This window comes from Streptomyces lateritius, assembly GCF_014649715.1.
GTDB classification, from domain to species: Bacteria; Actinomycetota; Actinomycetes; order Streptomycetales; family Streptomycetaceae; genus Streptomyces; species Streptomyces lateritius.
In genome coordinates, this window is record NZ_BMTO01000001.1 from 575,900 (window position 1) to 588,918 (window position 13,019).

The 13,019-nt window shown below is 70.4% G+C and carries 12 protein-coding genes; 7 read left to right on the forward strand and 5 right to left on the reverse strand.

All coding sequences use genetic code 11. From position 1 onward, the window contains the following. Positions 1-3: 3 nt before the first annotated feature. Both tal and tkt read right to left on the reverse strand, forming a co-directional pair. Positions 4-1,122: a transaldolase gene (tal, locus tag IE136_RS02665; RefSeq protein WP_158986187.1), complete on the reverse strand. Its 1,119-nt coding sequence runs from the start codon at positions 1,120-1,122 to the stop codon at positions 4-6. A 37-nt stretch (positions 1,123-1,159) separates the two neighbouring features. Continuing rightward, on the reverse strand, positions 1,160-3,247 hold the full coding sequence (gene tkt / locus IE136_RS02670) for a transketolase (RefSeq protein WP_158986185.1): 2,088 nt from the start codon (positions 3,245-3,247) through the stop codon (positions 1,160-1,162). Between the two features lie 317 nt (positions 3,248-3,564). Between tkt and IE136_RS02675 the strand changes: the two genes are divergently transcribed. The 3 genes from IE136_RS02675 to IE136_RS02685 all read left to right on the forward strand — a co-directional run bounded on the left by IE136_RS02675 (position 3,565) and on the right by IE136_RS02685 (position 6,139). After that, positions 3,565-4,512 (forward strand): heme o synthase, encoded by a 948-nt coding sequence (locus IE136_RS02675; RefSeq protein WP_158986183.1) that lies wholly within the window; start codon positions 3,565-3,567, stop codon positions 4,510-4,512. Between the two features lie 103 nt (positions 4,513-4,615). Beyond that, complete coding sequence (locus IE136_RS02680) at positions 4,616-4,948, forward strand: hypothetical protein (RefSeq protein WP_158986181.1); 333 nt, start codon at positions 4,616-4,618, stop codon at positions 4,946-4,948. Positions 4,949-5,059: 111 nt separating this feature from the next. After that, positions 5,060-6,139 carry an amidohydrolase family protein gene (locus IE136_RS02685; RefSeq protein ID WP_158986179.1) on the forward strand — a complete coding sequence of 360 codons (1,080 nt, stop codon included), beginning with the start codon at positions 5,060-5,062 and terminating at the stop codon, positions 6,137-6,139. Positions 6,140-6,308: 169 nt separating this feature from the next. Here the strand turns inward: IE136_RS02685 and IE136_RS02690 are convergent, their stop codons facing one another. From IE136_RS02690 to IE136_RS02700, 3 genes are all read right to left on the reverse strand, one after another. Further along, the gene (locus IE136_RS02690) at positions 6,309-7,277 is read right to left on the reverse strand and encodes a COX15/CtaA family protein (RefSeq protein WP_158986177.1); all 969 of its coding nucleotides are present in this window, start codon (positions 7,275-7,277) and stop codon (positions 6,309-6,311) included. Between the two features lie 101 nt (positions 7,278-7,378). Further along, entirely contained in the window at positions 7,379-8,146 is a 768-nt protein-coding gene (locus IE136_RS02695; protein ID WP_158986175.1) for an ABC transporter permease, read from the reverse strand. Then, complete coding sequence (locus IE136_RS02700; RefSeq protein WP_189599283.1) at positions 8,143-9,078, reverse strand: ABC transporter ATP-binding protein; 936 nt, start codon at positions 9,076-9,078, stop codon at positions 8,143-8,145. The genes IE136_RS02695 and IE136_RS02700 overlap by 4 nt, the downstream gene beginning before the upstream one ends. A 192-nt stretch (positions 9,079-9,270) precedes the next feature. Between IE136_RS02700 and IE136_RS02705 the strand changes: the two genes are divergently transcribed. From IE136_RS02705 to IE136_RS02720, 4 genes are all read left to right on the forward strand, one after another. Next, the gene (locus tag IE136_RS02705) at positions 9,271-9,999 is read left to right on the forward strand and encodes a helix-turn-helix transcriptional regulator (protein WP_158986171.1); all 729 of its coding nucleotides are present in this window, start codon (positions 9,271-9,273) and stop codon (positions 9,997-9,999) included. Then, on the forward strand, positions 9,996-11,411 hold the full coding sequence (sufB, locus tag IE136_RS02710; RefSeq protein ID WP_158986169.1) for a Fe-S cluster assembly protein SufB: 1,416 nt from the start codon (positions 9,996-9,998) through the stop codon (positions 11,409-11,411). The genes IE136_RS02705 and sufB overlap by 4 nt, the downstream gene beginning before the upstream one ends. Before the next feature lie 105 nt (positions 11,412-11,516). After that, entirely contained in the window at positions 11,517-12,698 is a 1,182-nt protein-coding gene (sufD, locus tag IE136_RS02715; protein ID WP_189599284.1) for a Fe-S cluster assembly protein SufD, read from the forward strand. Beyond that, positions 12,698-13,015, forward strand: a complete 318-nt coding sequence (locus IE136_RS02720) for a bifunctional 3-phenylpropionate/cinnamic acid dioxygenase ferredoxin subunit (RefSeq protein WP_158986165.1) — start codon at positions 12,698-12,700, stop codon at positions 13,013-13,015. The genes sufD and IE136_RS02720 overlap by 1 nt, the downstream gene beginning before the upstream one ends. Positions 13,016-13,019 lie beyond the last annotated feature (4 nt).

The following is a 13,019-nucleotide window of genomic DNA, read 5'->3' on the forward strand; positions in this document are numbered from 1 at the left end:
TGCTTACGCCTCCGAAGGTGCGAGGCGCTCAAGCTCCGCCTCGGTCGACTTGAGCAGGTCGTTCCAGGACGCCTCGAACTTCTCGACGCCCTCGTCCTCGAGCAGCTGCACCACGTCGTCGTACGAGATGCCGAGCTTCTCGACGGCGTCCAGTTCGGCGCGGGCCTGCTCGTAGGTGCCGCGCACGGTGTCACCGGTGACCTCGCCGTGGTCGGCGGTGGCCTCCAGCGTCGCCTGCGGCATGGTGTTGACCGTGCCGGGCGCGACCAGGTCCACCACGTACAGGGTGTCCTTGTACGCCGGGTCCTTCACGCCGGTCGAGGCCCACAGCGGGCGCTGCCTGTTCGCCTGCGCCTTGTCGAGCGCGGCCCAGCGCTCGCCGGAGAAGACCTCCTCGAACGCCTGGTACGCCAGACGCGCGTTGGCCAGGGCGGCCTTGCCCTTGAGGGCCTTGGCCTCGTCCGTGCCGATCGACTCCAGACGCTTGTCGATCTCCGAGTCCACCCGGGAGACGAAGAAGGACGCCACCGAGTGGATCTTGGAAAGGTCCAGGCCGCGCTCCTTCGCCTTCTCCAGGCCCGCCAGGTACGCGTCCATGACCGCGCGGTAGCGCTCCAGCGAGAAGATCAGCGTCACGTTCACGCTGATGCCGAGGCCGATGACCTCGGTGATCGCCGGCAGGCCCGCCTGGGTGGCCGGAATCTTGATGAGCGTGTTGGGACGGTCGACCAGCCAGGCCAGCTGCTTGGCCTCGGCGACGGTGGCCGCCGTGTTGTGCGCCAGGCGCGGGTCGACCTCGATGGAGACCCGGCCGTCCTGGCCGTCCGTCGCGTCGAAGACCGGGCGCAGGATGTCGGCGGCGTCACGGACGTCCGCCGTCGTGATCATGCGGATGGCCTCCTCCACCGTCACCTTGCGGGCGGCGAGGTCGGCCAGCTGCTGGTCGTACCCGTGCCCCTCGGAGATCGCCTTCTGGAAGATGGACGGGTTGGTGGTGACACCGACCACGTGGCTCTGGTCGATCAGCTCGGCCAGGTTGCCGGACGTGATCCGCTGGCGCGAGAGGTCGTCCAGCCAGATCGCGACGCCTTCGTCGGAGAGGCGCTTGAGAGCGTCTGTCATGAGAGTTGCATCTCCAATTAAGTCGTACGTATGGGCGTCAGCGCGTGGCAGCGGCGAGAGATTCCCGCGCCGCGGCGGCGATCGCCTCGGGGGTGAACCCGAACTCGCGGAACAGGACCTTCGCGTCCGCCGAGGCACCGAAGTGCTCCAGCGACACGATCCGGCCGGCGTCCCCGACGTACCGGTGCCAGGTCAGACCGATGCCCGCCTCGACCGCGACGCGCGCCTTCACGGACGGCGGCAGGACCGAGTCCTTGTACCCCTGGTCCTGCTCCTCGAACCACTCCACCGACGGCATCGAGACGACCCGGGTCGGGACGCCCGCGGCCTGGAGCTGCTCACGGGCCTCGACGGCCAGGTGCACCTCGGAACCCGTGCCGATCAGCACGACCTCCGGCTCGCCGCCCTCGGCGTCGAACAGCACGTAGCCGCCCTTGACGGTGTCCTCGTTCGGCGCGTACGTCGGCACACCCTGACGGGTCAGGGCCAGACCGTGCGGGGCGCCCTTGCCGAACTCCCGCGTGTGACGCTTGACGATCTCGCGCCACGCGAGAGCGGTCTCGTTGGCGTCCGCCGGACGCACGACGTTCAGACCGGGGATCGCGCGCAGCGAGGCCAGGTGCTCCACCGGCTGGTGCGTCGGGCCGTCCTCGCCCAGACCGATCGAGTCGTGGGTCCAGACGTACGTCACCGGCAGGTGCATCAGGGCCGACAGACGCACCGCGTTGCGCATGTAGTCGGAGAACACCAGGAAGGTGCCGCCGTAGATACGGGTGTTGCCGTGCAGCGCGATGCCGTTCATCTCCGCGGCCATGGAGTGCTCGCGGATGCCGAAGTGGATCGTGCGGCCGTACTTGTCGGCCTCCGGCAGCGGGTTGCCCTCGGGCAGGAACGACGAGGTCTTGTCGATCGTGGTGTTGTTCGAGCCCGCCAGGTCGGCCGAGCCGCCCCACAGCTCGGGGATGACCGCGCCGAGCGACTGCAGGACCTTGCCGGACGCGGCACGGGTGGCGACACCCTTGCCCGGCTCGAACACGGGGAGCTTGGACTCCCAGCCCTCGGGCAGCTCGTTCGCCTGGATCCGGTCGAACTCCGCCGCGCGGTCCGGGTTGGCCGTACGCCACTCGGCGAGCGACTTCTCCCAGGCGGCGCGGGCCTCGCGGCCGCGGTCGCCCAGGGCGCGGGTGTGGCCGATGACCTCATCGGTGACCTCGAAGGTCTGCTCCGGGTCGAAGCCGAGGACGCGCTTGGTGGCCGCGATCTCCTCGTCGCCGAGCGCCGAGCCGTGCGCGGCCTCGGTGTTCTGCGCGTTCGGGGCGGGCCAGGCGATGATCGAGCGCATCGCGATGAACGACGGGCGCTCGGTCTCGGCCTCGGCGGCCTTGATCGCCGCGAACAGGGCGGCCGGGTCCAGGTCGCCGTTGGCCTGCGGCTCGACCCGCTGCACGTGCCAGCCGTAGGCCTCGTACCGCTTCATCGTGTCCTCGGACACGGCGGTCTCGGTGTCGCCCTCGATCGAGATGTGGTTGTCGTCCCACAGCAGGATCAGGTTGCCGAGCTTCTGGTGACCGGCCAGCGAGGACGCCTCCGCGGAGATGCCCTCCTGGAGGCAGCCGTCACCGGCGATCACGTAGATGTGGTGGTCGAAGGGGGAGGTGCCGGGGGCCGCCTGCGGGTCGAACAGACCGCGCTCGTAGCGCGCGGCCATCGCCATGCCCACGGCGTTGGCGACGCCCTGGCCGAGCGGGCCGGTCGTCGTCTCGACACCGGCGGTGTGTCCGTACTCCGGGTGGCCCGGGGTCTTCGAGCCCCAGGTGCGGAAGGCCTTCAGGTCGTCCAGCTCGAGCCCGAAGCCACCCAGGTACAGCTGGGTGTAGAGGGTCAGGGACGAGTGACCGGCGGAGAGCACGAACCGGTCGCGCCCGACCCACTCGGGGTCGGCCGGATCGTGGCGCATCACCTTCTGGAAGAGGGTGTACGCGGCGGGCGCCAGGCTCATGGCCGTACCGGGATGGCCGTTGCCGACCTTCTGTACGGCGTCCGCGGCCAGGATGCGGGCGGTGTCCACGGCCCGCTGGTCCAATTCGGTCCACTCGAGGTCTGTGGTGGTCGGCTTAGTGCTCACCCTGGGTCAGGGCTCCTCTCCACATGTTTCAGATGGCCGGTGACTGAGGGTGTACCGGCGTTGTCGAGCCTACCCCCGACAGAACGCCCATCTTTTCGAGTGCGTGTCCCTCAAATGAGCGGTCACGTCAAGAGTGGGGGCGACTCTGTCACTTCGCCTCCCGACCCCTGTCCACGCCTTGGGACGAGTGCCCTCAACACGACCCCACCCCCGCGAAGATCGGCGTATGGGCAACGTCTAGAGTGGCGTGGTACGCGCAAGTCTTCACCCCGTCTTCACCGGGGAGCTTGCTGGGAAATTCTCTGTCAGGGGTGTGCGTGACGGCCGTCGAGTCCCGACCCGCAGGGGTCGTCTTGACTCCCAGCCCGGGGGGCCACCGGCCGTTCGGGGCCCGCGTCAAGGCGTTCGTGGCGCTGACCAAGCCGCGGATCATCGAGCTTCTGCTCATCACCACCGTCCCGGTGATGTTCCTCGCCGAACAGGGCGTGCCGAACCTGTGGCTGGTCCTGGCCACCTGCCTCGGCGGCTACCTGTCGGCGGGCGGCGCCAACGCGCTGAACATGTACATCGACCGCGACATCGACGCGCTGATGGACCGCACGTCGCAGCGTCCGCTGGTGACCGGCATGGTATCGCCGCGCGAGGGCCTGATCTTCGGCCTCACCCTCGCGGTCGTCTCCACACTCTGGTTCGGCCTCCTCGTCAACTGGCTCTCCGCCGCCCTCTCGCTCGGCGCGCTGCTCTTCTACGTGATCGTCTACACGATGATCCTTAAGCGGCGGACCGCGCAGAACATCGTCTGGGGCGGCATCGCCGGCTGTCTGCCGGTGCTGATCGGCTGGTCCGCCGTCACGAACTCCATGTCGTGGGCCGCGATCGTCCTCTTCCTCGTCATCTTCTTCTGGACGCCGCCGCACTACTGGCCGCTGTCGATGAAGGTGAAGGAGGACTACGCGCGCGTGGGCGTGCCGATGCTGCCCGTCATCGCCTCCAACAAGGTCGTCGCCAAGCAGATCGTCCTCTACAGCTGGGTGATGGTCGCCGTCTCGCTGCTGCTGACGCCGCTCGGCTACACCGGCTGGTTCTACACCGCTGTGGCGCTGCTGACGGGCGGCTGGTGGCTCTGGGAGGCGCACGCGCTCCTGAACCGCGCCAAGGGCGGCGCGACGGGCCCGAAGCTCAAGGAGATGCGCCTGTTCCACTGGTCCATCACCTATGTCTCGCTGCTCTTCGTGGCGGTCGCGGTGGACCCCTTCCTGAGGTAGTCCGCCAGGATCCCGGGACCTTTCGACAACGGCCGGAGCGCGTGGGAAAGACCACGTGCCCCGGCCGTCGCCAGTGGATCTACCGCTGGGTAGCATCCTTCTCATGGCAGACACCAAGCAGGCAGAGCGCAAGGCGGCCAAGCTCGCCAAGCAGATCCAGGCGTTCTCCAAGAAGCACGGCGGCGCCGAGGGGCAGCTCGCCTACATCGGCCAGATGGGCACCCGGATCGTCCTCGTCGGCGAGGACGGCGGCTGGGGAGACCTGGTCGCCCCCTCCTTCCCCGTCGCCCAGCAAGCCGCGGAGAAGGCCGGCCTCACCCTCCACGACGAGTTCGACGGAGACTTCGCCGCCAAGGTCAGGACCGGCCCGTACGAGTGGACCCGCATGGCCGGCATCCAGCTCGGCGGCCCGTCCAACGGCCCGGCAGCCGACTAGGCCGTGTGTCCGTGAACAAGGCACTCCCCAGGCGACCGGTCAGGCAACAACCTCGGGCGGGGCTCACCCGTTAGGACGTGTGCAAGGACGTCCACACAGGGAGCCCCCCGAATGATCGAGACCCCGAGCCTGGTGGACCAGTACTGCCACGGGGTGCTCCGTACGGAGCTCGGCCTCGGCACCTTCGAGGCCCACCTCGGGCCGGCCGCCGGGCCGCCCGCGCCCGGCACCACCTTCTTCGACACGCAGACCGGCTTCGCGGTACGCCGCTGGTGCCCGCCGCTGCTCGGCCTGGAGCCGCACTGCCCGCCGGCCCGCTATCTCGCCCGGCGCCGGGAACTGGGCGTCCTGGAGACCGGACGCCGCCTGCTGCGGGCCTCGGGGATCTCCACCTACCTCGTGGACACGGGAGAGCCGGGCGACCTGACGGGCCCCGCCGAGATCGCCTCCGCGGGCGACGCCGACGCCCGCGAGATCGTCCGCCTCGAACTCCTCGCCGAACAGGTCGCGGACACCTCGGGGACCGTCGAGGGCCTGCTCGCCAACCTCGCCGAGGCCGTCCACGGCGCCGCCACGACCGCCGTCGCCTTCACCTCCGTCGCCGGGGTGGGCCGAGGGCTCGCGTACGCGCCCGAACCGCCCGGCCCCGGCGAGGTGCGCGGGGCCGCCGGACGCTGGCTGGCCCGGCGCACGGTCGGCGGCCGGCTCACCGACCCCGTACTGCTGCGTCATCTGCTCTGGATCGCCGTCGCCACGGGGCGGCCCCTCCAGCTGCGCGTGGGCACCGGGGACCCGACCGGGCTCGCGGACTTCGCCACGACCACCAGCGGGCTCGGCACCGACCTCGTGCTGCTGCACGGATACCCGTACCACCGCCAGACGGCGCGGCTGACCGGGGCGTTCCCGCACGTGTACGCGGACCTGGGCTCCGTGCTCGCGCTCACCGGCACCCGGGCGGCGGCCCTCCTCGCCGAGGTCCTGGAGCTTGCCCCCTTCGGCAAGCTGCTCTTCTCCAGCGGGGCCCGTGCCCTGCCCGAGCTGCACGTCGTCGCCGCGAGCGTCTTCCGGGGGGCGCTCGGCCGGGTGCTCGGCGAATGGGTCGGCGACGGCTCCTGGTCCCGTACGGACGCACGGCGGGTCGCCGCGATGATCGCGTCGGGCAATGCGCGACGGGTCTACGGGCTCATCTGAGCAGGGCCCCGGAGCCCGGATCCGAGAAAATTCGTTCCGGATTCACGGCCGACGCGTGGTCCGGAGGGGTCCGGACCGGGACGCCGGCCCCGGAATCGGCAGCCAGACGGTCCCGGAACCGGGGTCAGACGTCCGACGTCCGACGTCCGAGGTCCCTCCCCGAACTGGATCAGGCGGTGGCCAGGGCCGGGTCCGTCTGGGCCGGGATCCCCGGCGAGGACACCGGACGCTCCCGCAGGCTCAGCGCGAGCCGCAGCACCGCGATCCACATCAGCGAGGAGCCGAGCATGTGCGCGCCGACCAGCAGCTCGGGGACGCCGGTGAAGTACTGGAGATAGCCGATCCCGCCCTGCGCGAGCAGCACGATCAGCAGGTCCCGGGCGCGCGCCCGGGTGTCGTCGGGGGCGTCGACCACGCGCAGCACCAGCCACATCGCGAGCGCGAGCGCGCAGACGACCCAGGCCGAGATCGCGTGGACGTGCGCGGCGACGGTCCAGTCCCACGGCATGCGGGGAACCTCGCTGCTGTCACCGGCGTGCTTGCCGGAGCCGGTCACTCCCGTACCGAGGACCATCAGCAGCGCGGAGACGCCGACGATCGCCCAGGACAGCTTGCGGACCGGTCCCGGAACGCGCGGCCGTGGGGCCGTGTCGCCCTCGCGGGTGCGCTGCCAGGTGATCACGGCGACGGTGAGCAGCCCGTTGGCGGCCAGGAAGTGACCCGCCACGGTCCACGGGTTGAGGTCCATCCAGACGGTGATGCCGCCGAGGACGGCGTTGAGCATCACGACCCAGAACTGGAGCCAGCCCAGCCGGGTCAGCCCGCGCCGCCACGGCTTGGTGGAGCGCGCCGCGACGATCGTCCAGCCGACGGCGGCCGACAGGACGTACGTGAGCATCCGGTTGCCGAACTCGATCGCCCCGTGGATGCCCTGCTCCGGCGTGGCGAAGAGGCTGTCGTCGGTGCACTTGGGCCACGTGTCGCAGCCGAGCCCGGAGCCGGTCAGCCGGACCGTGCCTCCGGTGACGATGATGACCACGCTCATGACGACGACGGAGAGCGCGGCGCGCCGGAGCGTCCGAGGGGACGGGGTCCAGCGCCGGGCGATGGAGGCGAGTGGGTTCAGCACGCGCACCATGGTAGGCGGGGGCTTGTGCACGCTTTCACGAGGGGGTGGGTACGGGACGGGTTGTCCCGGAACGTCACCCGGCGGTCACTCCCGGCGGTCACTCCCGGCGGTCACTCCCAGCGGAAGAACCGGGCCGCCGCGCCCAGACCGAGGACCGCCCACACCGCGAGGACGAGAGCCTGGCCCCAGGGCATCGGGGCGCCGCCCTGCAGTACGTCCCGCAGCCCGTCCGAGAGCGCGGAGATCGGCAGCAGCTCCAGGACCGAGCGGGCCGCGGCGGGGAACTTCTCCAGCGGCACGATCACCCCTCCGCCCACCAGGAGCAGCAGGAAGACCAGGTTCGCGGCCGCCAGCGTCGCCTCCGCCCGCAGCGTGCCGGCCATCAGCAGGCCGAGGCCCGAGAAGGCGGCCGTGCCGAGGACGAGCAGCAGCGCCACGGAGGCGGCGCCGCCCTGCGGCGACCAGCCGAGTCCGAGCGCGATCGCCGTCAGGAGTGCGATCTGGAGCACCTCGGTGACCAGGACGGAGAGCGTCTTGGCGGTCATCAGCGCCCAGCGGGGGAGCGGGGAGGCGCCGAGCCGCTTGAGCACCCCGTAACGGCGCTCGAAACCGGTGGCGATGGCCTGGCCGGTGAAGGCGGTGGACATCACGGCGAGCGCGAGGACCCCCGGGGCGAGGAAGTCGACGGCCCGCTCCGCGCCCGTGTCGATGATGTCGACGGTCGAGAAGAGCACGAGCAGCAGCGAGGGGATGATCACGGTGAGGAGCAGCTGCTCGCCGTTGCGCAGCAGCATTCTCGTCTCCAGGGCCGTCTGCGCCGCGATCATCCGCCCGACGGGCGCGGCCCCCGGCTTCGGCGCGTACGTACCGCTGCTCATGCGCGCAGCTCCTTGCCGGTCAGTTCGAGGAAGACGTCTTCGAGGGTGTGGCGCTCGACCGTGATGCCGTCCGGCATCACGCCGTGCTGGGCGCACCAGCTGGCGACGGTGGCGAGCAGCTGGGGGCCCACCTCGCCGCTGATCCGGTACGCCCCCGGGGTCATTTCCGCGGCGGCGGTGCCGTCGGGCAGGGCCTTGAGCAGCGAGCCGAGGTCGAGCCCGGGGCGGCCGGTGAAGCGCAGGGTGTTCTCGGCGCCGCCGCGGCAGAGCTGCTCGGGGCTGCCCTGGGCGACCACCCGGCCGGCGTCGACGATGGCGACGTCGTCGGCGAGCTCCTCGGCCTCGTTCATCAGGTGCGTGGTGAGGACGATGGTGACGCCGTCGGCGCGCAGCTCACGGACGAGGTCCCAGGTGGCGTGGCGGGCCTGCGGGTCGAGGCCCGCGGTCGGCTCGTCCAGGAAGACCAGCTCGGGGCGGCCGACGACGGCCATGGCGAGCGCGAGGCGCTGCTGCTGGCCACCGGAGAGTCGACGGTAGGCCGTCCGGCCGCAGGAGCCGAGGCCCAGGCGCTCGCTCAGGGCGTCCACGTCGAGCGGGTGGGCGTGCAGCTTCGCCATGTGGCGGAGCATCTCGTCGGCGCGGGCGCCGGAGTAGACACCGCCGGACTGGAGCATCACGCCGACCCGGGGGCGCAGCGCGGCCGCGTCGGAGACCGGGTCGAGGCCGAGGACGCGGACGGTGCCCGCGTCGGCCTTCCGGTAGCCCTCGCAGGTCTCGATCGTGGTGGTCTTGCCGGCCCCGTTCGGGCCGAGGACGGCGGTCACGGTGCCCGTCCGCACGTCGAGGTCGAGGCCGTCGACGGCGGTCTTGCTTCCGTACCGCTTGACCAGGCCGCGTACCCGGACGGCGGTGTCGACGGACTCGTATCGCATGCCGGAAGTCTAGAGAGCGGCACAAGGGTGCCCCGGCCCGGGGCCTGCGGCGCGATCTGCGCCGGGGCCGCCAGACGTCGCACGAATGATCGTTTCCGCAGGTCAGGTAAGCCTTACCTGAGTGATGCATGGCACCGTGATCGGCTTCGGTGTCGCTTGTCACTGCCGAAGGAATTACGCAACAATGGCGTTGTGAAAAACGTCGACGCGGCTCCGGTGGAGGAACTCGCGACCGGTGAGCGATCCACGCGCAACCGGGTCGCGCGGTCCATCCTGGACCACGGGCCGTCGACGGTCGCCGATCTCGCGCAGCGGCTCCGCCTCACCCAGGCGGCCGTGCGACGGCACCTCGACTCGCTCGTCGCCGAGAACGTCGTCGAAGCCCGCGAGAAGCGCGTCTACGGCGCCCGCACCCGTGGCCGGCCCGCCAAGGTCTTCGCACTCACCGACTGCGGCCGGGACGCCTTCGACCAGTCGTACGACTCGCTGGCCGTCGACGCCCTGCGCTGGATCGAGAGGAACGCAGGTGGAGAGGCGGCCGTCGCCGCCTTCGCCCGCGACCGACTCGAGGCCCAGGCCGAGACGTACCGCGCGGCCGTCGAGGCGGCAGACCCCGACCGGCGCACCGAGGCTCTCGCCAGGGCGCTGAGCGCCGACGGGTACGCTGCCACCGCGCGCAACGCACCGGTCGGCGAGCAGCTCTGCCAGCACCACTGCCCGGTCGCCCACGTCGCCGAGCAGTACCCCCAGCTGTGCGAGGCGGAGACGGAAGTCTTCTCGCGCCTCCTGGGAACGCACGTCCAGCGTCTGGCCACCATCGCGCATGGTGACGGCGTCTGTACGACGTTCATCCCGCACAGCGCCCCACAGACCACACCCCCATCAGCATCCGCAAGTACGGCCGGGAGGAACCCCGCATGACCACCGAGATCAGCCACCCCGAGCTCGAGGGCCTGGGTCGGTACGAGTACGGCTGGGCCGACTCGGACGCGGCCGGTGCCACCGCCAAGCGCGGTCTCTCCGAGGCCGTCGTCCGCGACATCTCCGAGAAGAAGAACGAGCCGGAGTGGATGCTGAAGCTGCGGCTGAAGGGTCTGCGCCTCTTCGACAAGAAGCCCATGCCGAGCTGGGGCTCCGACCTGTCGGGCATCGACTTCGACAACATCAAGTACTTCGTGCGCTCCACCGAGAAGCAGGCCGCTTCGTGGGAGGAACTGCCCGAGGACATCAAGAACACGTACGACAAGCTCGGCATCCCCGAGGCGGAGAAGCAGCGCCTCGTCGCCGGTGTCGCGGCCCAGTACGAGTCCGAGGTCGTCTACCACCAGATCCGCGAGGACCTGGAGGAGCAGGGCGTCATCTTCGTCGACACCGACACCGCGCTGAAGGAGCACGAGGAGCTCTTCCGCGAGTACTTCGGCACGGTCATCCCGGTCGGCGACAACAAGTTCGCCTCGCTGAACACGGCCGTGTGGTCCGGCGGATCCTTCATCTACGTCCCGAAGGGCGTGCACGTCGAGATCCCGCTGCAGGCCTACTTCCGTATCAACACGGAGAACATGGGCCAGTTCGAGCGGACGCTGATCATCGTCGACGAGGACGCCTACGTCCACTACGTCGAGGGCTGCACCGCCCCGATCTACTCCTCCGACTCGCTGCACTCCGCGGTCGTCGAGATCATCGTGAAGAAGGGCGGCCGCTGCCGCTACACGACGATCCAGAACTGGTCGAACAACGTGTACAACCTGGTCACCAAGCGCGCCGTGGCCTACGAGGGCGCGACCATGGAGTGGGTCGACGGCAACATCGGCTCCAAGGTCACCATGAAGTACCCGGCCGTCTACCTGATGGGCGAGCACGCCAAGGGCGAGACCCTGTCCATCGCCTTCGCGGGCGAGGGGCAGCACCAGGACGCCGGCGCCAAGATGGTCCACATGGCCCCGAACACCTCGTCCAACATCGTCTCCAAGTCGGTGGCGCGAGGCGGCGGCCGCACCTCCTACCGCGGTCTCATCGAGATCGGCGAGGGTGCGCCGGGCTCCAAGTCGAACGTGCTGTGCGACGCGCTGCTCGTCGACACGATCTCCCGCTCCGACACGTACCCCTACGTGGACGTGCGCGAGGACGACGTCTCCATGGGCCACGAGGCCACCGTCTCCAAGGTCTCCGAGGACCAGCTCTTCTACCTGATGAGCCGCGGTCTGACCGAGTTCGAGGCGATGGCGATGATCGTGCGCGGCTTCGTCGAGCCCATCGCCAAGGAGCTGCCCATGGAGTACGCCCTGGAGCTGAACCGGCTGATCGAGCTGCAGATGGAAGGCGCGGTGGGCTAGCAGCCCCGGCCACCCGGCCACCCCTCGCGGGGGCCCGCGCGACGGGCCCCCGCGAGCTTCTCGCAGCGAACGCACCGAACGCAGAAAGTGAGCACACCGACAGCCATGGCTGACGCTCAGAACATCCCGGCGGGCTCCACCACCGCCGGCTCGATCGCGGTGGCCGCCGAGTCCACCGTCGCCACGCGCATGAGCGCGCCCCCGTCCTTCGACGTCGCGGACTTCCCCGTCCCGCACGGCCGTGAGGAGGAGTGGCGGTTCACCCCCCTGGAGCGCCTCCGCGGACTGCACGACGGCACCGCCGTCGCGTCCGGCGAGGGCGTCAAGGTCGAGATCGAGGCCCCCGAGGGCGTCACCGTGGAGACCGTCGGCCGTGACGACGCGCGCCTCGGCAGGGCCGGCAAGCCCGTCGACCGGGTCGCCGCCCAGGCGTACTCCTCCTTCGAGAAGGCCTCGGTCGTCACCGTCGCCAAGGAGGCCGTCCTCACCGAGCCCGTCCGGATCGCCGTGCACGGCCAGGGCGGCGTCGCCTTCGGCCACCAGGTGATCGAGCTGGGCGCGTTCGCCGAGGCCGTCGTGGTCATCGACCACACCGGCGACGCGGTGCTCGCCGCCAACGTCGACTTCCTCCTCGGGGACGGCGCCAAGCTCACCGTCGTCTCCGTCCAGGACTGGGACGAGAAGGCCGTCCACGTCGCCCAGCACAACGCGCTGGTCGGCCGCGACGCCTCCTTCAAGTCGGTCGTCGTCACGTTCGGCGGCGACGTGGTCCGCCTCCACCCGCGCGTCGAGTACGCCGGCACCGGCGGCGAGGCCGAGCTCTTCGGCCTGTACTTCACCGACGCCGGTCAGCACCAGGAGCACCGCCTCCTGGTCGACCACAACACCCCGCACTGCAAGTCCAACGTGGCCTACAAGGGCGCGCTGCAGGGCCAGGACGCGCACGCCGTCTGGATCGGTGACGTCCTCATCCAGGCCAGGGCCGAGGGCACCGACACCTACGAGCTCAACCGGAACCTGGTCCTCACGGACGGCGCCCGGGTCGACTCCGTGCCGAACCTGGAGATCGAGACCGGCGAGATCGCCGGCGCCGGTCACGCCTCGGCCACCGGTCGCTTCGACGACGAGCAGCTCTTCTACCTGATGGCCCGCGGCATCCCGGAGACCGAGGCCCGCCGCCTGGTCGTCCGCGGCTTCTTCGCAGAGCTGGTCCAGCAGATCGGCCTGCCGGACGTCCAGGAGCGCCTGATCACCAAGATCGAGGCCGAGCTGGAGGCTACCGTCTGATGGCCTTCGTCCGCGTCTGCGCACTGAGCGAGCTGGAGAGCGACACCCCCAAGCGGGTCGAGGTCGACGGCACGCCGGTGTCCGTCGTCCAGACCGGCGGCGAGGTGTTCGCGATCAACGACATCTGCTCGCACGCGAACGTGTCGCTGTCGGAGGGCGAGGTCGAGGACTGCGCCATCGAGTGCTGGCTGCACGGGTCCAGCTTCGACCTCCGCACCGGCAAGCCGTCCGGCCTTCCCGCGACGCGCCCCGTCCCCGTATACCCCGTAAAGATCGAAGGGGACGATGTGCTCGTCTCCGTCACCCAGGAGTCCTGAGTCA